Here is a 20,191-nt window from a genome sequence, read left to right as displayed (position 1 = left end):
GCTTTTTAAACACCAAATCCTCAAAGAAGTTTAAGTAAATGAAAGAGGGTGACTCAATTTGATTTGAGACACCCTCTTATATTATAAACCATTCATGCTAAACTTCCGGATTCATGCTAAACCTCAATTCATTCAGGATTCTTTTAACATTCATCTTTAAATTGCTTGTCGTCCTCGGAGTCAATGCGCAGACACCTATGTCAGATTCTAAATATTTTGATACACTTCCGGCAAGTATGGGTTCCCTGGGAAGAAGGGTTGTTATTAATTCTGATGTGGACAGTACCTGGGAAAAATGGAATGAGCGTGGGTATAACTTCGGATTTAATACCTCCGTTACACCTATGTATACTACTGTAAATGGAGTTATCAGCACGCCTTTCATGATTCAGGTCAGAGGAAACGAGCATGAGCGAAACAAAAAGCGATGGGGATACCATGTTTTTGAAGGATACGCTTCTGATGACAAATCCAGAATTACAATGTTGGTGAACAAACATACTGAACTTGGCAGGCCTGTAGCCGAAACCTACTATTACAGCACAGTTTACAATCATTCCGAAAGTGCTTACAATTGGTATAGAGTTGGATCGGACGTGAGGCAACATTCCTTTCTGTTTGGTCGTGATAAGGCTGTTTTCTATGGATCTCTTAAACTAAGCAATGCTTTGATCCTGGGTAATATAGGTCAGGAAGATTTGCATAAAAATGAGCCGGCAGATGATGCAGAAAAGAACTTTGAAGAAGATGCACGTCATGTAAATTTTAAGGAATTGCAAGGCGGCGGTAACGGGACCATGTTTTATGACAAGGATCGGAATATCGTGGTAATTATGGTAGATGGGCAATGGATGAAGGTGAAAGTGGAGCCTCTGCCCAAAAATGTCAGATACGATTTTTAGCGAATGAATTTTGTGTTAATATAGCCCTTCATCACAATTGAGGTAGTACCTTTGTGCCTCAATCATCAATTTATGAATCAATATAAAAGTGTTGGTGCGGTATTACTGGCATCCGTTCTGAGTTTTTCTTGTCATAAACATTTTACTGTCAAGAGTAACGAATACAAGCAATACGTTATCAGCAATGAGGTTGCTGCGGACTCATCTGTCATTCGCTACTATGCGCCATTTAAGCAACAAATGGAAGCTGAAATGAATAAAGTGATAGGAACAGCTTCATCTGAACTTGAAAAATCTTCAGATCCTGAAACTTCGCTTGGAAATTTCTTCGCAGATGCGATCCTGGTTGAAGCGAGAAAGATTGAGCCTGCCATTGATATTTCTTTTCCTACAACGAAGGGAGGTATTAGAAATTCAGTCTCAGCAGGCAATATTACTGTTGCAAATATCTTCGAGCTAATGCCATTTGATAATGAAATCATTATTCTGAAGTTGTCGGGTGCCGGTGTCCAGAAAATCGCTGATTATCTGGCGGCAAGTAACGGCCAGCCGGTTTCCGGAATCAGATTGAAAGTGGTTGATAAAAAGGCTTACGATGTTACCGTTGCCGGCAAACCGTTAGACCTGAACCGGGAATACATCATTGCAACTTCGGATTATCTGGCCAATAACGGAGATGACCAAAGCAGCCTTGCCAATCCCTTGGAACGCCGAAACACTGGAAAACTAATCCGCACTGCGCTTTTGGATTATGTTGCAGAACAAACTAAAAATGGAAAATCGATAACCCCGCTTATAGATGGAAGAATTGTTGTTTCAGGCAACTGACAGAAGAGAGTTTTTGAAGAAAGCAGGGACTATTGCCGGCTTTTTAGGTGTGAGTGCTTGCCCGCTGGCAGCATTTGCAGGCAGTGAAACGGTACAGCTTACGATACTGCATACCAATGACGTGCACAGCCGTATTGATCCTTTTCCAATGGATGGATCAAGAAATCAGGGAATGGGAGGGGTTGCAAGGAGATCGGCTCTGATTAAGTCCATTCGAGCTGAGCAGAAGAATGTGTTGTTGCTCGACGCAGGGGATATTTTTCAGGGGACGCCTTATTTCAATGTATTTGGCGGAGAACTGGAATTGAAGCTGATGAGTGACATGGGTTACGACGCTTCCACATTTGGGAATCATGATTTTGATAATGGTGTAGAGGGTTTCGTTAAACAAATGCATAATGCCAAATTTCCTTTCCTGAGCAGCAATTACGATTTTAGTAATACGGCGCTGGATGGTAAAACCAAACCTTATCAGATTTTCAAAAAACAGGGAACTACAATAGGAGTGTTCGGACTTGGTATTGAGTTGAAAGGTTTGGTGAGTAAGAGTAACTATGGTGAAACCCAGTACCTGGACCCGATTCAGAAGGGCAATGAAATGGCCTCCTTTTTGAAAAATGAGAAGCGTTGTGATCTGGTGATTTGTCTTTCTCACCTGGGCTATAAATACAAGGACAACAAGGTGTCTGATCAGGTATTGGCTAAATCAACACGTAACATTGACCTCATTATAGGGGGACATACGCATACTTTTCTGAAAGAACCCGAAACTATATTGAACCTTGACGGAAAAGCAACGTTAATAAATCAGGTGGGTTTTGCCGGAATCAATCTGGGGCGTCTTGATTTCTTTTTTGACAGACAATCCGGAAAACACAAGATGATGGCAGCAGTTTGCCCTGTGAGCGAAAAGATTTTGGTTTAGAATGGATAACAAGATTAACGTATTTCTGATTACCGGTTTTTTGGGAGCAGGCAAAACGACTGTTCTCAACCATCTCCTGAAAACTGTGGCGGGTCAGAGAAATGTAGTAATAGAAAATGAGTTTGGTAAAGCGTCTGTAGATGGGACGCTGATTACCAAGGCTTACAATGAAATGTATGAGCTGAGCAACGGGTGCATTTGTTGTTCGCTGGATGAAGAGCTTTATGATGTGCTTTCGCTGTTGGCCAACAGTACAGAGCGTGCTCAGAACCTGTTTATAGAGACAACCGGAGTGGCAGATGCCGGAAGTGTAGCGGCTATTTTTACGAGAGAAGATGTAAGTAAAGTTTTTGATCTGAAGCGTGTAATCTGTGTAGCAGATGCTGAAAATGTGGAGGATTACCTTGAAGAAACCAATGAAACAATCCGTCAGCTGGTGTGTGCAGATCTGATTGTTATTAATAAGATTGATTTTGTTTCTTCAGAATATACATTAAAACTCAGGGCAATTCTATCGAAAGTGAATCCTTTTGCGGAGATCATTTTCTCGAATGATGGCAGTATTCCCGACGGTTTACTGATGTCGCCCGTTCTTGAAAAAAACCCTGTGCTTCAGGAACAGGATGGGGTGCTGTTGGGTATTGGTAAACATAAAATAAACACGGTTACCTATCGCACTGAAAACGAATTTTATAAAGATTATCTGCTGCATACGCTCAATGTGAGCATGATGATTCACTACAGTCAGATTTACAGGATTAAAGGATTTATCAAACTCGAACGTAGCGACGAAAAGATTCTTCTGCAATCGACAGGAAAACGTCTGACACTGGAAAATTACGGAACATGGGAAGTGCCTAATCCGGTATCTGAGCTGGTATTTATAGGAGTAGGTTTGCAAACACCAGGAATTCAGCGTATTCTGAGGCCTGCGATTAAGACCGTTAATGCAAAAACCAGAGCGGAGCGTGAAGCGAACTTTTAACGCCTGAACATAAAAAAGCCATTCTTTCCCGAATGGCTTTTTTATGACTCTATGTGCGATTCAACTTACTTTTTCCCTGCGAAAGAACGGAGCATCCAGGTGTTTTTCTCTTTAAACTGCATAAAGCGGTTGACCATATCATTAGATCCGTCGTCACCAGCTTTATCCGTTACTTCAAGCAATTCTCTTTCCAGCTCAATGAGATTGGCCATATCATCCAGAATCGCATCGACCATATCCAGGTCTTTCATACCAATGGTATCAACTTCTTTAATTTTGGATTCTTTAATGTAGTCTGAAAATCGGCTATGAGGTGGCTTGCCCAATGTCAAAACACGCTCTGCAATTTCATCGATGGTCAACTGCGCGTTGGTATATAGTTCTTCAAATTTCACGTGCAGCGTAAAGAAATTCTGCCCTTTGATATTCCAGTGACAACCTCGTAACTTCTGATAATGAATATGATAATTGGCAAGATAGTCATTCAATAAGTCAACAACTGGTTTCACTTCTTTCTCTGTTAAGCTGATTGCTTCGGCATTCATGTTGTATATAGTTTAGTGTAATGTGTGTTTTCCTTACCGGAGAAACGTATATCGTAATTCAAAATAATCATACCAAATTATAAAATTTTATCTGGTCTGACTATGAATTATTAACCGCTTGCATATATCGTTAGTTCTAAGCCGGCATGGTAACTTTTTACTGTAACCAAATCCCAACTTCCGTATATTGACGAATATTATTCTTTTAGTATAATGTCCTGAAAATCTTTCTGTGGTAAGTCTATTCCCGTATATTTACAATCAGAGTTTCAGAACAATCCGGTATCACAACATCTGTTTGAGTATGAAAAAAGCAAAAGAAATTACGAGTCGTTCAGACTGTCCGATCAGCCATGCCCTGGATTTTATTGGTGATAAATGGACTTTGCTCGTGCTTAGGGATATGATGTTTGCCGGAAAATCGGCTTATGGTGACTTCCTGCAATCTGAAGAAAAAGTGGCTACCAATATTTTGGCAGACAGGCTCAATATGCTTGTTACAAATGGGTTCATTACGAAAACCGCTTCAACAGAGAATAAGACCAAGTTTGCTTATAATCTGACAGAAAAAGGAATTTCTTTATTGCCCGTGGTCATTGAGTTGTCGATCTGGGGATCCAAAAATAATCCTTCAGCACAAAATACAGAGCTTGTCACTTTACTAAAAAAGGACAAGGAGAAAACTATAAGAGAATTTACAAAAGTGCTCAAAAAGAAAATTGCCTGAGGGCATAGTCCGATCAGGCAACGAAAGTTTCTATTGGTTGTATTTTAGCTACTTATCCCTGTCAGGTTTAAGTGTAGGTTTAATGATCATACGAAGTGACTGGTCTTTTGTGAAGTAGGCAATCATCCAGTTATACAATGTCCTGACACGGTTCCTGTGTGTGATTAGCGAAATCAGGTGAATAAACAACCATGCAAACCAGGCAATAGTACCACTGAAATGCGCCTTCGGTTTAGGAAGATCCACCACAGCCTTCATTCTTCCTATAATCGCCATGGAGCCTTTGTCCTTATATTTGAAGGCTTCAAGTGGCCGGTTTTCAACAATATTGGTGAAGTTTTTGGCCAGATGTCTTCCCTGTTGTATGGCCACTTGTGCTACCTGCGGATGCCCGAATGGAAAAGCTTCGTCTGTGATTTGTATGCTGGTGTCGCCGATCGCAAAGATATTCGCAGTTCTTGTTACCTTGTTGTATGCATCAGTGACCATACGCCCGCCACGTCCGTACGCTTCGGCAGGCAATCCTTCAAATACCTTCGCAGTTACTCCAGCCGCCCATATCAAGGTTTTCGCCGCGATCGTTTCACCGCTTCCCAGATAGATCGTGTCATCTTTGAAATCCTTCACCCGGCTGTTGAGCATAATTTTCACGCCCAGCTTGGATAGGTCCTCATAGGTATGCTTTTGAGATTGGAGACTCATAGGAGACAGCAGTGCCTCACTGCCATCGATCAGGTATATTTCACTTCCCTTGCCTACCAACTCGGGATACTCTTTTCTAAGGATTCCGTTTCGCATTTCGGCAAACATTCCGGACAATTCTACGCCGGTAGGACCGCCGCCTGCAATCACGATGGTTAGTAATTTTCGTACTTCTTCAGGATCATCCAGTAACGTAGCTTGTTCCATACGTGAGAGCAGGGTATTACGCATATCAATGGCGTCGTCCAGTGTTTTCATGGCAATAGCATTTTCCTGCACATTCTCCATGCCAAAGAAATTGGTGCGCGCACCTGTTGCAAATACAAGGTAGTCGTAGGTCAGTTCGCCGTTCGATAAAATTACCTTATTCGCTTCCGGAACAACTTTCTCCAGAATACCCAGACGGAAATCGGTATTGGGTTGCTTTGCAAAAAGTTTTCTGAAAGGATAGCTGATACTGGATGGTTCGAGAAAGCCTGTAGCTACCTGATAAATTAATGGTGGAAAGAAATTATAGTTGTTTTTATCGACTACGGTAATGGTGTATTTTTTATTTTTCCTCAACGCAAGGGCAAGATTCACTCCGGCAAATCCTCCTCCTATGATTACTATATGCATTATGAGTTAGTTTTATAATGAAGCTTTTGAGACAAGCTGCTAAGCTTGCAGACTTTAAAGTAAAAAATAAAGCGATGAGAAAAAAACGGAATGTCTTTTCTCATCGCTTTATTAATTGTAATCATGTTTTTCGAAAAGTACTTTCTTTAATAAAATATCAAAGGGCACTACGATCCCGAAAAATTGAGACTAATGAATGGTGTCTGATTACTTCACCGCTTTAATTGTTTTAAATATCTCAGCATGTGGGTGTTCACCCTCGTAAGTTTTCACCAGATTGCCAGCTTTGTCGTAAATAGCAATGTAAGGAAATGAGCGGATCTGGTAGTAACGCTGCACTGCATAGGTCAAACCTTCTGTTCCTACTTTAATGTTTGGAAACTGAGAGAGTTTGTGTTTTTTGGCAAATGGCGCAAGCATCGTCATATCCTGAAACGTCACCATCACCACTTGTTTACCCGCAATGGCACTCTGATTTTTCGTCATATCTTCGGTAAAGTGCTGGCAATGATCACAATCCGGAGAAAAGTAAATCAATACAGCAGGCCCCGGAGCCATTTGCTTCGAGGTATAATTCTGACCATTAGTCAATTTGATGTTGAAGGGAGCAATTTTTTTCAGGCCGAGTGTTGCCTGTGCGAAAACGGATGTACTGAAAAGCATGGCTGCTGCCAGGCTCAAAATGGTTTGTCTGATCATTGGATTTTATTTTTTGTAACGGGAATTGTTGGAGCGAAGTTCGTAGCTGTTCAAATTTCAACAAATTAAAATCAGATCGGCGAACATGCATTTTCACTGAAAAACTTGATTTCCCCTGTCTCCTTATTGCGGCATTTAACTTTGCCTGTAAATTTGGTGGACGCGCCTTTCTGGATAGTCTCGTGCATCATAATAATCCAAACTCCGGGATTGTTTTTAACACCTACCCGCGCTCCGTCGATATACTTTTGAACTGGCATTTTCTTTTGTTTACTGAATTTACAAAGGTAGTTAAAATGTGATGTGAAGAACCGGGAGCCAGCCAGAATTTAAAGTGACAATAAAAAACCGGTATCAGTGGCGATACCGGTTGAAATGTTTGATGTTATAAATTTCCCTTTCGTTTTTCTTTTACCGCATAATCTACTGCCCGGGCTGTGATGGCCATGTACGTGAGGGAAGGATTTTGCGTGGCAGTAGATGTCATACAAGCGCCGTCCGTCACGAATACATTTTTGCAGTGATGCAGCTGATTCCATTTATTGAGCATAGAAGTTTTCGAATCTTTTCCCATACGAACACCGCCCATTTCGTGGTTCTCGCTACCAGGATTACGTTTGGTATCAGCAGTTTTGATATTGGTAAAACCGGCAGAGTCTAGCATTTCTGACAGCTGCGTGTAGAAATCCTGAACCATCTTCATATCGTTATCATCGAAATCCACGGCCATACGTAGTTTGGGAATACCCCAAGCATCTTTTTCTACCGGATCCAGACTTACCCTGTTACTCTCTTTTGTAATGGTTTCACCCATCATCTGTGCACCTATATTCCAACCACCGGTTTCAGGTTTAAACAGACTGTCTTTCAGTGAAGTGCCCAATCCTTCTCTTGGATTGCCATTTTTTGAAGCAGAAACAGAAGCCGCATAGCCTCTCAGAAAATCTGTTTCCTGCTTGGCTACGTTTCGGAATCTGGGCAGGTAGGCAGCATTGGGACGACGGCCGTCTGTAGTAGAATCATGAAAGCCATCGTATTCCGCTGTAATTCGTCCTCTATAATTATGGAAACCGATAAACTTACCAAGCACACCGCTATCGTTACCCAATCCATTGGGGAATCTGGCAGATTTAGAGTTCAGCAGAATCAGGTTGCTATTGATCGCCGAGGCATTCAGGAAAATAGTATCAGCATAAAATTCTGACATTTCCTTAGTCAAAGTATCTACCACTCTTACACCCGACGCCTTTTGCTTCTTCTCATCATAGATTATGGAATGAACGACAGAATGCGGACGAAGGGTCATATTCCCCGTACGCTCAGCCCATGGCAGCGTGGAGGAATTGGAGCTGAAATAACCTCCGAACGGACAACCTCGCTGACACATATTTCTGTGCTGACATTTCGCTCTTCCTTGTTCCAGGTGAATCGGCTGTGGATCTGAAATGTGAGCCACTCTTCCGATAATGATATGCCGGGAGTTGTTGTATTTTGAAGCTGTTTTTTGGCTAAAATGCTTTTCCACACAGTTCAGGTCATGTGGTTTGAGGAATTCGCCATCGGGAAGGTGGGCGAGGCCATCGCGGTTGCCGGATATTCCCGCAAACTTCTCCACATAGCTGTACCATGGAGCGATATCTTTATACCTTATCGGCCAGTCTACAGCGAAGCCATCGCGTGCAGGTCCTTCGAAATCATAATCAGAAAGGCGCTGTGTCTGACGGGCCCATAAAAGAGACCTTCCACCCACCTGATAGCCGCGCATCCAGTCGAACGGCTTATCCTGAATATAGGGATGTTCAGCGTCTTTCACCACGAAATGCATGGCATCTTCCTTGAAAATATAATGCTTACTGGCAATCGGATTTGCTTCGCGCTGAGCCAGCGTTGGCTGCCCAAGGTGCTCAAACTCCCAGGGCTGCATATTAGTCGTAGGATAGTCTACAATATGTTTGACATCTTTTCCTCTTTCAAGTACGAGTGTTTTGAGACCTTTTTCTGTAAGCTCTTTCGCTGCCCAACCTCCGCTAATTCCGGTTCCGATTACGATGGCATCAAATGTTCGTTGTTGCTTAGAGTCAATGTTAAAATACGACATCCTTCTGTAAATTATGAGTTCAGGTGAAATTCGGGGCTGGCCTGGCCCCAGCATATAAAAGCGGTGAGCAGCTGGAATTACTGTTATGTATTACGTAATTTGCTTTTGCCGCTGATTGTATGACGATATTTCATCAAAACACCTGTACGTATGTCCATTTTTACTCATTTACTTTTCCGACCCATTTTATTTTTCTTCCTGATCATTTCAAGCACTTTGTATGCGCAGCCCCGAATCAATGAAGACTCTATTTTTATCCGGAAGAATTACACCAAAATTGAGAGGCAAATTCCGATGAGAGATGGGATGAAACTGTTTACCTCGATTTATTTACCCAAGAAAATATCAGACAAGAATACATTTCCTATCATGCTGAACAGGACGCCCTACAGCGTGGCGCCATATGGCGAAAAGCTTTTTAAAACTACCATCGGGCCAAGTATGTATTTCGCTCGTGAAGGTTATATCATCGTGTATCAGGATGTGAGAGGAAAATATATGTCAGAAGGAGACTTTGAAGCTTACAGACCCTATATCGCCAGTAAAAAATCAGAAAAAGATATTGATGAAAGCTCGGACACGTATGACACAATTGAGTGGCTTATTCAAAATGTAAAAGGCAACAATGGAAAAGTAGGAACCTGGGGTATATCAGCTCCGGGTTACTATACAACCATGAGTGCCGTCGACGCGCATCCGGCGTTGAAAGCTGCATCTCCACAGGCTCCGGTATCGGACTGGTTTATGGGCGATGATCGCCATCACAACGGTGCATTTTTTCTGATGGGATCTTTTTCATTCATCTCCTCTTATGGTGCGCCTCGTCCGGTTCCGACAAGCAAGGGAACACCTGGGTTTTCTGGTTACGGAACGCCTGACTCCTATACTTTCTACAAAAATGTCGGGCCTATAAAAAATCTCAACGAACGATACCTTAAAGGCGAAAACAGGATTTGGAATCAGTTGATGGAACATGAGGTTTATGATGAGTTCTGGCAGGCACGTACGCCGGTACCGCATCTGAAAAATATAAAGCCTGCTGTAATGGTTGTTGGCGGTTGGTTCGATCAGGAGGATTTGTACGGGCCGCTGAAAGCGTATGGAGGTATAGAGGCCAATAAACCAAAATCTCCCAATCTGCTGGTAATGGGTCCATGGATACACGGAGGCTGGTCGCGCGGAACGGGGGAGTCGCTTGGCAATATTCGGTTCGGTGCCAAAACCAGTTTGTTTTATCAGAAAGAGATTGAATTTCCATTCTTCAACCATTACCTCAAAGATGGTGAGGCGCATGCTTTGCCAAAAGCCTATATCTTCGAAACTGGAGCGAATGAATGGAGAAAGTATGACCAATGGCCGCCGGCAAACAGCGTTGAGAAAAAACTTTATCTCCATCCTGACGGAACCTTATCTTTTTCTCCAACCATGTCCATAATGCAGGTGGGCGTGAAGCCATCCTTTCACGAGTACATCAGTGATCCTGACAAACCAGTGCCTTATACCTCAGAAATACGTATCATTCGTGGCAGCGATTTTATGTATGAAGACCAGCGTTTCGCAGCTACCAGACCTGATGTGCTCGTGTATCAGTCGGAGGTATTGACTGAGGACATTACGATTTCCGGAAATGTATTTGCTGATTTGTTTGTCTCAACAACAGGCACAGATGCCGATTTTGTAGTTAAACTGATTGATGTGTATCCCAATGATGCACCTAACGACAGCCCGGTTAATCCGGCGATGAAGATGGGAGGTTTCCAGTTACTTGTGAGAGGTGAAGTGATGCGCGCTAAATTCCGTAAGAGTTTTTCAAAACCGGAGCCTATGGTACCCGATAGTATTGAAAATGTGAAGTTTGACATGCAGGACGCTGCGCATCGTTTCAAAAAGGGACACCGGATAATGGTTCAGGTGCAGAGCTCGTGGTTTCCGCTGGTAGATCGTAATCCCCAGAAGTTTGTCAATATTTATAAAGCGTCGGAAGAGGATTTTCACACGGCAACGCACCGGATTTATACTTCAGGAAGTCAGAGTTCTTATGTAGGAGTAAGGGTAGTGGAATAACCGAAAGCAACGAGGCCATTCCCTGTAAGAATGGCCTCGTTAAACATTACTTCTGCATTGGTTCCAGATGTTGGTTGATGCCTTTTTCTATATAAGGCAAACCTTCGCCCAGCCATGACGGCATCGGTGCGTCTTTAAGATAATAATCAAAATACTGATACAGCCTCACTGCAAAGTCTTTCATATTCTGACGTTTACCCAAGCCATGCTTTTCGCCGTTATAGTTGAGCATCCACACGGGTTTATCCAGTCTTTTCAGTGCCATGTAATACTCAATTCCCTGGTACCAGGGCACAGCACCATCATCATCATTGTGCATCATCAACAGGGGAGTACGTACTTTGGGAGCATAAAACAAAGGAGAATTCTCAATGTATTGGATCGGTTTGTCCCATAACGTTCCTCCGATCCGGCTCTGTGTTTTTTCGTACTGCGCCTGTCTGGTCAAGCCAGTGTCCCAGCGAATTCCCCCGTAAGCGCTAGTCATGTTAGCTACGGGAGCACCTGCCTCTGCAGCTTTGAAAAGGTTAGTTTGTCCTACGAGGTAGGCAGTTTGATAGCCACCCCAGCTGTGACCGCTGATTCCGATTCTTTCTTTATCTACAAAACCTTTGTCAATCTGACTCAGAACACCGGGAATCAGACAGTTATATGCGCTTTGCCCCGGATACCCGATCTGGTAAACGATATCAGGTACAAACACTACGTAACCGTTGCTGGCGAAATAGCTGAAATTGATATACGAGCGAATCGGCTTTGGTGCAAAATGAGTATGCAGATTGTCTGTATTCTTCTCGTAGTAATACACCATCATCGGATACTTCTTCTTCGGATCAAAGTTCTCCGGTTTATAAAGTAGTCCCTGCAGGGGCGTTCCGTCTCCTGCAAGCCAGTTGACCAGCTCCACACTTCCCCAGCTATATTCCTTTTGTTGCGGATTTGTATCTGTGATTTTAGCTACGGATTTGAAATTTGTATCAGACACGTACCAGTCAGGATAATCCCTGAAACTTTCCTTTGTGAAAAGATAGCGATCGGCCGTTTTGGGCATCAATACTCCGTTTCCTGTTTTGAAATCCCCTTCATACAATTTTACAGCTTCTCCGGTGGAAGGATTCAACCTTGCATAACCTTCTTTTTTATCCGTTTCATCAAATGTAGATAGCAACCACGATTTGCTCAGGTCAATGTTTCTTTCGTCACGATCCAGTCTTACATACCTGTACTGTTTCTTTTGCGCTCTTCCTACTGTCAGCTTTTTAAGCACGGGTTGAGTAGCAGGAGTGATGCTCCATACGTCGTATCTGTCGTACACGATTACCTGTTCGTCATTGTTGGTCCATCCTGCCAGTCCGTAAGGATTCGGAAAGTCAGGATGATCATCCTGCTCATCTGCAAAGTTTACATCCTTGTTGCTTGTCAATTGTATGGTTTGTCCTTTTGCGATGTCATAAGCGAACCATGCAGTGTCTGGGTTAGAAAACCAATAGGCATATTTACCAAGAGGTGAAATCCGCACGTTTCCTTCCAGTTTTTCCTTCACGAGTTTCTTTGAACCGTCCTTCAGACTAACCAGATATACATCTTGTTTTGGGTTCCAGTCCCAGTGTTCATGGGAATATTTCAGATCAGAAGTTCCCAATATGAAATCTGCATCACCCTGATTTACAAGATCTGTACGGGTAAGCTGCTGATCACCAAGCTGAATAAGTCTCTTTGAATCAGGTTCATATAATGCCAGGTAAGATCTCTTTTTGTCCTGCTCTGCAGTCACCTTTTGTCTGGTTTGCAAATTCTTATCCTGCCAATGCCAAACTTCCACGTTCACGATTTCATCTGGCAGCAATGTAGTGTCTGCCACTATAGGAACAGGATTTGTGCCAAAGAATAGCTTTTTACCATCATTCGAGAATTCAGGTGTGTAATTCGCACTGACCAACCAACCTTTCACTCCAGGCTGACTTGTCTCATCCGCAATCAGACTTGCTTTCTCGCTGCCATCTTTCCAATAATACAGCTTTGGAAGACGAACCTGTGTTTTACTATTTGTATCGGCGTCCGCTATGAAAGCAAGTTGCCCGTCATTCTTTGATAATGAAAGTTTGGTGAATTTATGCTTGCCAGCACCTTCGTGAACCAGTTTGATGGTATGGTTAATGGCACTCCAAACATATACACCAGCTTTGATGGTGGAATCATTTCCCGTACTCGCGAAAGTCAGCCATTTCCCATCTTCCGACACACTGTATTCCTTCACATAGCTATAAGTTTCTGTATGACCCGATTTCACATCCAGCACTACCAATCTAAAGCCGTTATCATCATTTTCTTTCTTGGGAGCTTTGGCAGGTTTTGCTGCTTTCGCCAACGTATCTTTCTTCGGAGCCGGGGCAGCACCCAATTGATAAGCAAGCCAACTACCTCCCTTTTCAGCCAACTTGAAGCTCGTTACGTTGGCGATCTTCTCAACCTTACGTGTTTTCAGATTGTAGATTGCCAGAGTGTCCTTGGGCAGATCTTCTTTTTTCTTTTTCGCTCTTTTCGCATCTTTTACGAGTTTGAGCTGAGGCTTGATCAGGAATGCCGCGAATTCTGAATCGTTATTGATTCGGATACCGCTTCCCCGGGCAACTGAATCCTCCTTTGTACCGTTAAGGTCCCTGATAACTACACGGCCATCACCTTCCTGTGGATTCTGTCCGTATACAAAGAATTTGCCATCGTTGGTCACGAATCGTTCGGTGTTGTCTTTCCAAAAGTCATACACCTGATGGTTGAGAGGTTTTTTCGCTGTAGCAGTCGTTTTGGCTTCAGCGGGCTTTTTTCGCTCCTTTTTCTGAGCCAGCATTGGGAGACTCAGGATCAGTGCGCAACTGGTAAAAAAAATTGTTTTCATCAATCTGGTTAAAAGTGGATACATGTTTGCTTTTGCTCCCGCCTGAGGAAACTAAAGCATGGCGTATTTCAAACTTAATCAATTTGGGAGGAAGACTGAAATAGGGGAATGAATACTCCCTTGCCGGACTATTAAATCTTTGGTAAGTACTACATAATTACCGGATTGATGCCTGAAGGTTTGCTTTTATTGTGAAGCGATGCCTCTTTTGAAGAAACAGCAATAACACCACATCATTAACCAAATTTAAACTGCATAGTTATGCAAAAGGAGTGGACAGAAAATGATCTTAAAGAAATAGCGAGCCAATTGGGAAATCCTAATGGACAAGGAGGAGTAAAAACCGGTGAGATGATGAATCTGAGCAACAATGGAATGATTGCAACGACCATTGCATTGCTTGATATACAAGACGGGCAGAGGATTTTAGAGATAGGACCGGGAAATGGAAAGCACGTGTCAACCATTTTCAACTCATGCGAGCAGCTAACCTATACGGGACTGGATATATCAGAAACCATGGTGAATGAAGCGACTCAGTTCAATAGCTCTCGTGTTATGGAAGGAAAGGTCACGTTTGTATTGTCAAATGGCAGGTTAATTCCGTTTATGGCCAATTCATTTGACAGGATTTTCACCGTCAATACAATCTATTTCTGGAATGACCCGGCAGGATACGCGGCTGAAATATACCGGGTCATGAAACCCGGCGCATTGTTCAACCTGGCACTGGCAGACAAGTCATTTATGGAAAAATTGCCGTTTACCCGCTACGGCTTCAGACTATATGGAAAACCAGATGTAGTAACGTTACTCAAAAATGCCGGTTTTGAAATCGAGGATGTAATTGAGCAGCTTGACATTACAATTGGTAACATGGGTCAGCCGGTAGAGCGGGATATTATCATTCTGAAATGCAGGAAAAATTGAGCTCCATTTCGTAATTAAACTTCGTCAGTCTGTGGCACGGCATTAATCTTTTTTGTATTGTCGTGTCCAGACTGGTTTGTTTTTGATAAAGAAAGCTATACCGATAACCATCACAACGATGGTACCAATACCTACAAATTTGTAAAATACCTTCGATGGATTTCCTAATTCATCGGGAAAAATAAAAGGAAGCCGTGAGAATACTTCGGCCATCAATGCACAGTACAATCCGATTACGCTCCAATACATGAACTTGAAATGGAGCAACAGATAATCCTGTGGTTTTTTCAGTAGTACAGGCAACATTCCCGCAAACAGGGTGAGGCAACTTACGACAGCAAACCAGTGAAAGATTCCGAATTTTCCGTAAAGCTTGTATATGAAAAACGCAGTGATGTTAAGCACCAGCATAGAAACCGCGTATACATACCCAATTTTACGATGACGGGAATCTCCTTTTCGGGCAATCAGAACATAAATACCGGTGACGAGCGCCACCAACGAAGCTAAAAAATGCAGAAAGCCCGTAGGCCCGCTGATAATACTGTCCATGTTAACTGAGTTCGGGTGAATAAGTGTTCCTTTGATCCATTAAACTGATAAGTAGAACCTAAACATCGTTAAACTTATCCTTCAACATTTCAATTTAGCATAAAAAAAGAGACCTGCAACGATAGGTCACAGGTCTCTTTTCAAATTTTAAAGTATAGGCTTACTGTACCCCACCGCCAATTGCACGATACAAATCGGTTACGGCATTCAGTTTATCCAAACGAATACTTATCGCTTCCACATCATTTTGCAAAGCGTTACTTTGTGCAGTTATCACTTCGATGTATGTCGCCATACCACTTTTGTACAGCATGATGGCATCTTTATTGGCTTTTTGTAAAGAAGCTGTCCTGCTTTCAACCACTGCCATGCGCTCGTCTGCGTGTTTCGACCGCGTCAACGCATTGGACACATCGCCTACAGCATCAAGAACTGTTTGTTTAAACTGCACTTCCATTTTCTGTTGATCCAGCAAGGCAGTTTCATAAGCTGTTTTTAGTTCTCTCTTTTGAAAAATCGGCTGCGCCAGGTTCACTGCAAGGTTATTGAATATTGATCCCGGAAGATTGAACCATGTGGAAGCTTTAAAAGAGTTCGCTCCTGACTGCACGGTAATGCTGAAAGCAGGATACATCGCCGCTTTGGCCAGCCCAGCTCTCGCATTGGCAGTCATCACCGACAACTCTGCTGCTTTCACATCCGGTCTTCTGCTAAGTAAATGGGCAGGAATCCCCAGACTGTACGGCGCTTCCGGCTCCATATCCAGCGCATTTGCTGATCGTTCCACAGAACCGGGAAATTCACCGCAAAGAATACTCAGTGCATTCTCCTGAAGTTCTATACTCTGGTGTGTCAACGGCAACAGTAATTCCGCTGTATTTTTCTGAGCGGTAATCTGGTCGATGGCCAATGAGTTGATCTGCCCTGATTTAAATTGCATGTTCATGATAGTCAACGTGCTATCGCTCAACGCTACGTTTCGCCTGGCAATTTCAAGTTGCTGATCAAAGCTAATGAGGTTGTAATAGGCCTGCGCCACCTGGGTAATAATTCTGGTTTGAATCGCCAGTTTGTTTTGTTGCTGTGCCAACAGATCGGCCTGTGCACCCGCCTTTCTCATTGCAGTTTTACCCCATATATCAGCTTCCCATGACAATGCCAGACTGGTGCTGTAGTCATCCATGTAGGGCGTTCCCAGAAACTGTTCAGAAATAGAACCATTCAACGATTTTTTGGACAGATAACTCCGGCTTCCCGCCAGAGCAAAGTTCAATGAAGGCAAGATAGATAACCTCGCTTGCCTGTACGACAAGTTGAGCTGCTCTATCGTGAGCATCGCTGTTTTAAGTTCATTGTTTTTAACCAGCGCTTTTTCTATTAAATCAGTCAGTAACGGATCTTTGAAAAACGATTTCCAGGGAACAATTACAGTATCGCCTGTAGTCACCTCAACATTTCTGAACTGCTCCGGCATTTCCAGTTCTGCACGTTTGTACTTCTTCCCAACTACGCAGGAGGTGAGTGCTGTGACCAGGAAGATCACAGCAACCATGTTTTTTTGAATATGTTTCATTTACGATGCAATTGCTTGTTCACTGATTTTCTTGCCTGATACTTTTTCCTGCAAATACTGGAACAATATGAATAACAGTGGTATTACAAAAATCCCCAGTATTACTCCGGAAAGCATACCCATTGCCGCTCCCGTACTGATGGATTTGTTACCCATTGCAGAGCCGCCCGTTGCCACCATTAATGGAATCATGCCCACAATAAAAGCCAGGGATGTCATAATGATGGGACGAAGTCGTGATTTGGCCCCTTCCAGCGCAGCTTCCATAATGGACAAACCTGCTGCACGGCGCTGCACTGCAAATTCCACGATCAGAATAGCATTCTTGGCGAGTAGTCCGACAAGCATAATAAGCCCTACCTGAACATAAATATTATTGTCAAGCCCAATACCTTTTATCCCGGCAAAAGCGCCGAGAATCCCGGTTGGAATGGACAGTAGCACCGCCAGAGGTAATAGATAACTTTCATACTGTGCTGCGAGAAGGAAGTAAACGAACAGCAGACAAAGTGCCAGAATTACCATGGTTTGGCTTCCTGCCGATTTTTCCTCAAGACTCAATCCGCTCCATTCAAATCCATAATCCGACGGAAGCTGACTCAGAACATTTTTTTCAATATTGTCCATGATATCACCGCTACTTGCGCCAGGCAACGGCATTACGTTGACCGTCAAAGCATTGAAAAGGTTATATCTGTTCATCGCTTCAGGACCATACACCTTGTGAAGTTTCACCAGACCCGTTACCGGCACCATCTGGTTTTGATCGTTTCTTACAAATATTTCGTTAAACGCACTTTCATCCGTACGAAAAATACCATCAGCCTTCACACTTACGCGATAGAACTTACCAAAACGGATGAAGTTAAGCGTCTGATCTCCGGCGAAGTAGGTCTGTACGGTTTGCATCATGCTCGTTACATCAATACCCATCTGGCTGGCTTTGTCTTCATCCACTTCCACTTCGAGCTGAGGGAAATCGGCGCGAAAGGTAGTATAGGCATATTGTACTCCGGGCTGCTGCATAATTTGCCCCATCACTTTATCTGCCATCGCTTTCAAAACTGCGGGTTCCTTGCCCGTTTTATCCTGAAGTACAATCTCCGCCCCATTGGCTACTCCATAACCTTCCACTGGGGGCATACGTAATACCATAACAGACCCTTCCTTGATTTTGGAAAGTTCAGCTGAAATATTTCCCAGTACTTCATCAATATCCTGTACCGCGCCACGATCCTTCTTGTCTTTCAGCTTGATAAAACCCAAACCATACGCCGGACTGGAACTGTTGGAAAGAATATTGTAACCTGTAATGTTCGATACCAATTTCACAGCCGGATTGTCTCTGATCACCTTGTCTATTCTCTCTGCCACTTCCGTGGTACGGTCCAACGCTGTTCCCGGCGGCATGCTTAAACTAAAAATCATGAAGTTATCATCTTCCATAGGCACAAAGCTCTTCGGCGTGCTGACCATCAGCCACACAGCTACACCTGTGATGCTTACAACAAAACCAGTTGCCAGCCATTTTCTGGCAATCAGGAAGCGAAGTCCTTTTACATATCTGCCTGTCAGATTATCAAAGCCTGCGTTGAAAGCTGTGAAGAAGCGCTTACCGAATCCTTTTTCCTGTTTCTCTTCAGCATGATTGTTTTTGAGCAAAAGTGCACAAAGAGCAGGTGTCAGCGTCAAAGCATTTACTGCGGAAATAATAATCGCGATAGCCAGCGTATAGGCAAATTGTTTGTAGAAAATACCGGAAGAACCTGTCATAAAACCGATTGGGATGAACACAGCCGACATCACAAGTGTGATCGAGATAACGGCGCCGGTAATTTCTCCCATAGCGCTATGTGTAGCTTCTTTACCAGACATATGTGAACCTTCCATTTTGCTGTGTACAGCTTCTACTACGACAATTGCATCATCCACTACGATCCCAATGGCAAGTACCAAAGCAAACAGTGTGAGGACATTGATCGTAAAACCAAATACAAGCAGGAAAAAGAAGGTCCCGATGATAGCTACCGGAACTGCAATAGCGGGAATGATTGTAGATCTGAAATCCTGTAGAAATAAAAATACAACAATGAACACCAGAATAAAGGCTTCAATCAAAGTGGATTTAACCTGACCGGTTGCTTCGTCCAACCTTTCCTTAGTACTCATAACACTGCTGTATTTGACACCCGGAGGAAAAGTTTTGGATGCTTTTTCCAATTCTGCGTTTACAGCGACTTCAATAGCATTGGCATTCGAACCGGTTGTTTGCATGATCGCAACTGTCACTGCATTTTTTCCATTGCTGAGCGTATTTCCGGAATAGTTGATCGAACCAAATTCAATACGTGCCACATCACGAAGTCTTACCAGTTCGGTTCCGTTTCGTTTTACAATGATGTTTTCATATTCCTCAGGCTTATTCTTCTTACCCTTGTAACGCATCACATATTCCAGCGGTGCGCTCGACTCAGCTCCAAGCTTACCCGGCGCAGATTCGATACTCTGGCTGGCAATAGCCTGAGTCACATCGGCGGGAATCATTCCATAGCTGGCCATTTTCTGAGGATTCAGCCATACACGCATCGAATAATCTTTCACACCAAATGCCTGTGTTTGACCTACACCCGGTACACGTTTGATCTGCGGAACCAGATTGATATTCACATAATTCTGCAGGAAAAGCTCATCGTATTTCGCATTGTCTTCGGTATATACATCGAAGATCATAATCATGCTGTTCTGCTGCTTCGAGGTCGTCAAACCCATTTGCACTACTTCCTGAGGCAGAATTGGTGTAGCCTGCTGAACCCTGTTCTGAACGTTTACGGCCGCCTGATCAGGATTTACACCCTGTTTAAATATAACCGAAATCGAAAATGAGCCGTCGTTACTTGCCGTAGATTTGATGTACTGCATGTTCTCGACCCCATTAATTTGTTCTTCCAGGGGCGTAACCACCGACCGGATCACGGATTCACTATTTCCTCCCGGATAACTTCCTGATACCATCACCGTAGGAGGGGAGATGTCCGGAAAGCGGGTTACCGGCAGTCTGGTAAGGCCGATAATCCCGAGTATAACCAATACGACAGAGATCACCGTAGCCAGTACGGGTCTGTCTATTATCTTTTTTAACATGTTGAT

General features: G+C 43.3%; 16 protein-coding genes. 7 read left to right on the top strand and 9 right to left on the bottom strand.

Translation table 11 applies throughout. From position 1 onward, the window contains the following. The first annotated feature begins 113 nt into the window (after window positions 1-113). The 4 genes from DSL64_RS17395 to DSL64_RS17380 all read left to right on the top strand — a co-directional run bounded on the left by DSL64_RS17395 (window position 114) and on the right by DSL64_RS17380 (window position 3,640). Complete coding sequence (locus DSL64_RS17395) at window positions 114-902, top strand: hypothetical protein (RefSeq protein ID WP_115832187.1); 789 nt, start codon at window positions 114-116, stop codon at window positions 900-902. A gap of 72 nt (window positions 903-974) precedes the next feature. Next, the gene (locus DSL64_RS17390) at window positions 975-1,730 is read left to right on the top strand and encodes a 5'-nucleotidase C-terminal domain-containing protein (RefSeq protein ID WP_115832186.1); all 756 of its coding nucleotides are present in this window, start codon (window positions 975-977) and stop codon (window positions 1,728-1,730) included. Further along, complete coding sequence (locus tag DSL64_RS17385) at window positions 1,702-2,655, top strand: bifunctional metallophosphatase/5'-nucleotidase (RefSeq protein WP_115832185.1); 954 nt, start codon at window positions 1,702-1,704, stop codon at window positions 2,653-2,655. Before DSL64_RS17390 ends, DSL64_RS17385 begins: the two co-directional genes overlap by 29 nt. 1 nt (window position 2,656) lies before the next feature. After that, window positions 2,657-3,640 carry a CobW family GTP-binding protein gene (locus DSL64_RS17380; RefSeq protein ID WP_115832184.1) on the top strand — a complete coding sequence of 328 codons (984 nt, stop codon included), beginning with the start codon at window positions 2,657-2,659 and terminating at the stop codon, window positions 3,638-3,640. Window positions 3,641-3,705: 65 nt separating this feature from the next. On the opposite strand, the gene DSL64_RS17375 is transcribed toward DSL64_RS17380, so the two are convergent. Beyond that, window positions 3,706-4,185, bottom strand: a complete 480-nt coding sequence (locus DSL64_RS17375; protein WP_115832183.1) for a Dps family protein — start codon at window positions 4,183-4,185, stop codon at window positions 3,706-3,708. Between the two features lie 304 nt (window positions 4,186-4,489). On the opposite strand from DSL64_RS17375, the gene DSL64_RS17370 reads away from it, so the two are divergent. Continuing rightward, window positions 4,490-4,912 carry a winged helix-turn-helix transcriptional regulator gene (locus DSL64_RS17370; RefSeq protein WP_115832182.1) on the top strand — a complete coding sequence of 141 codons (423 nt, stop codon included), beginning with the start codon at window positions 4,490-4,492 and terminating at the stop codon, window positions 4,910-4,912. A 48-nt stretch (window positions 4,913-4,960) separates the two neighbouring features. Here DSL64_RS17370 and DSL64_RS17365 read toward each other — a convergent pair whose 3' ends face one another. From DSL64_RS17365 to DSL64_RS17350, 4 genes are all read right to left on the bottom strand, one after another. Next, window positions 4,961-6,232, bottom strand: coding sequence for an NAD(P)/FAD-dependent oxidoreductase (locus tag DSL64_RS17365; RefSeq protein WP_115832181.1), 1,272 nt, complete (start codon window positions 6,230-6,232; stop codon window positions 4,961-4,963). Window positions 6,233-6,439: 207 nt separating this feature from the next. Then, window positions 6,440-6,931 carry a peroxiredoxin family protein gene (locus DSL64_RS17360; protein ID WP_229217122.1) on the bottom strand — a complete coding sequence of 164 codons (492 nt, stop codon included), beginning with the start codon at window positions 6,929-6,931 and terminating at the stop codon, window positions 6,440-6,442. Between the two features lie 71 nt (window positions 6,932-7,002). Continuing rightward, a complete protein-coding gene (locus DSL64_RS17355) occupies window positions 7,003-7,191 on the bottom strand; it encodes a hypothetical protein (protein WP_115832180.1) in 189 nt (62 codons plus the stop codon). Between the two features lie 125 nt (window positions 7,192-7,316). Continuing rightward, the gene (locus DSL64_RS17350; protein WP_115832179.1) at window positions 7,317-9,029 is read right to left on the bottom strand and encodes a GMC oxidoreductase; all 1,713 of its coding nucleotides are present in this window, start codon (window positions 9,027-9,029) and stop codon (window positions 7,317-7,319) included. 150 nt (window positions 9,030-9,179) lie between these two features. Between DSL64_RS17350 and DSL64_RS17345 the strand changes: the two genes are divergently transcribed. Continuing rightward, entirely contained in the window at window positions 9,180-11,093 is a 1,914-nt protein-coding gene (locus DSL64_RS17345; RefSeq protein ID WP_115832178.1) for a CocE/NonD family hydrolase, read from the top strand. Between the two features lie 46 nt (window positions 11,094-11,139). On the opposite strand, the gene DSL64_RS17340 is transcribed toward DSL64_RS17345, so the two are convergent. Next, entirely contained in the window at window positions 11,140-13,989 is a 2,850-nt protein-coding gene (locus DSL64_RS17340) for an alpha/beta hydrolase family protein (protein ID WP_229217121.1), read from the bottom strand. Between the two features lie 261 nt (window positions 13,990-14,250). Here DSL64_RS17340 and DSL64_RS17335 point away from each other — a divergent pair, with 261 nt between their 5' ends. Next, window positions 14,251-14,919, top strand: coding sequence for a class I SAM-dependent methyltransferase (locus DSL64_RS17335; RefSeq protein WP_115832177.1), 669 nt, complete (start codon window positions 14,251-14,253; stop codon window positions 14,917-14,919). Window positions 14,920-14,961: 42 nt separating this feature from the next. Here DSL64_RS17335 and DSL64_RS17330 read toward each other — a convergent pair whose 3' ends face one another. The 3 genes from DSL64_RS17330 to DSL64_RS17320 form a co-directional block, all read right to left on the bottom strand. Continuing rightward, window positions 14,962-15,471 (bottom strand): DUF2306 domain-containing protein, encoded by a 510-nt coding sequence (locus tag DSL64_RS17330; RefSeq protein ID WP_115832176.1) that lies wholly within the window; start codon window positions 15,469-15,471, stop codon window positions 14,962-14,964. A 160-nt stretch (window positions 15,472-15,631) separates the two neighbouring features. Further along, window positions 15,632-17,044, bottom strand: coding sequence for an efflux transporter outer membrane subunit (locus DSL64_RS17325; protein ID WP_115832175.1), 1,413 nt, complete (start codon window positions 17,042-17,044; stop codon window positions 15,632-15,634). Beyond that, a complete protein-coding gene (locus DSL64_RS17320; RefSeq protein ID WP_115832174.1) occupies window positions 17,045-20,185 on the bottom strand; it encodes an efflux RND transporter permease subunit in 3,141 nt (1,046 codons plus the stop codon). Window positions 20,186-20,191: the final 6 nt, after the last annotated feature.

The organism is Dyadobacter luteus, assembly GCF_003383615.1.
GTDB lineage: Bacteria > Bacteroidota > Bacteroidia > Cytophagales > Spirosomataceae > Dyadobacter > Dyadobacter luteus.
Note: the sequence above shows the minus strand (reverse complement) of the source record. Positions and strands in the feature narration are given on the sequence as shown.

Coding starts and splice junctions, on each gene's coding strand:
- DSL64_RS17365 (WP_115832181.1), bottom strand. CDS start 6,232: ATGCATATAGTAATCATAGGAGGAGGATTTGCCGGAGTGAATCTTGCC.
- DSL64_RS17375 (WP_115832183.1), bottom strand. CDS start 4,185: ATGAATGCCGAAGCAATCAGCTTAACAGAGAAAGAAGTGAAACCAGTT.
- DSL64_RS17345 (WP_115832178.1), top strand. CDS start 9,180: ATGTCCATTTTTACTCATTTACTTTTCCGACCCATTTTATTTTTCTTC.
- DSL64_RS17330 (WP_115832176.1), bottom strand. CDS start 15,471: ATGGACAGTATTATCAGCGGGCCTACGGGCTTTCTGCATTTTTTAGCT.
- DSL64_RS17335 (WP_115832177.1), top strand. CDS start 14,251: ATGCAAAAGGAGTGGACAGAAAATGATCTTAAAGAAATAGCGAGCCAA.
- DSL64_RS17340 (WP_229217121.1), bottom strand. CDS start 13,989: ATGAAAACAATTTTTTTTACCAGTTGCGCACTGATCCTGAGTCTCCCA.
- DSL64_RS17395 (WP_115832187.1), top strand. CDS start 114: ATGCTAAACCTCAATTCATTCAGGATTCTTTTAACATTCATCTTTAAA.
- DSL64_RS17325 (WP_115832175.1), bottom strand. CDS start 17,044: ATGAAACATATTCAAAAAAACATGGTTGCTGTGATCTTCCTGGTCACA.
- DSL64_RS17355 (WP_115832180.1), bottom strand. CDS start 7,191: ATGCCAGTTCAAAAGTATATCGACGGAGCGCGGGTAGGTGTTAAAAAC.
- DSL64_RS17380 (WP_115832184.1), top strand. CDS start 2,657: ATGGATAACAAGATTAACGTATTTCTGATTACCGGTTTTTTGGGAGCA.
- DSL64_RS17390 (WP_115832186.1), top strand. CDS start 975: ATGAATCAATATAAAAGTGTTGGTGCGGTATTACTGGCATCCGTTCTG.
- DSL64_RS17360 (WP_229217122.1), bottom strand. CDS start 6,931: ATGATCAGACAAACCATTTTGAGCCTGGCAGCAGCCATGCTTTTCAGT.
- DSL64_RS17385 (WP_115832185.1), top strand. CDS start 1,702: ATGGAAGAATTGTTGTTTCAGGCAACTGACAGAAGAGAGTTTTTGAAG.
- DSL64_RS17320 (WP_115832174.1), bottom strand. CDS start 20,185: ATGTTAAAAAAGATAATAGACAGACCCGTACTGGCTACGGTGATCTCT.
- DSL64_RS17370 (WP_115832182.1), top strand. CDS start 4,490: ATGAAAAAAGCAAAAGAAATTACGAGTCGTTCAGACTGTCCGATCAGC.
- DSL64_RS17350 (WP_115832179.1), bottom strand. CDS start 9,029: ATGTCGTATTTTAACATTGACTCTAAGCAACAACGAACATTTGATGCC.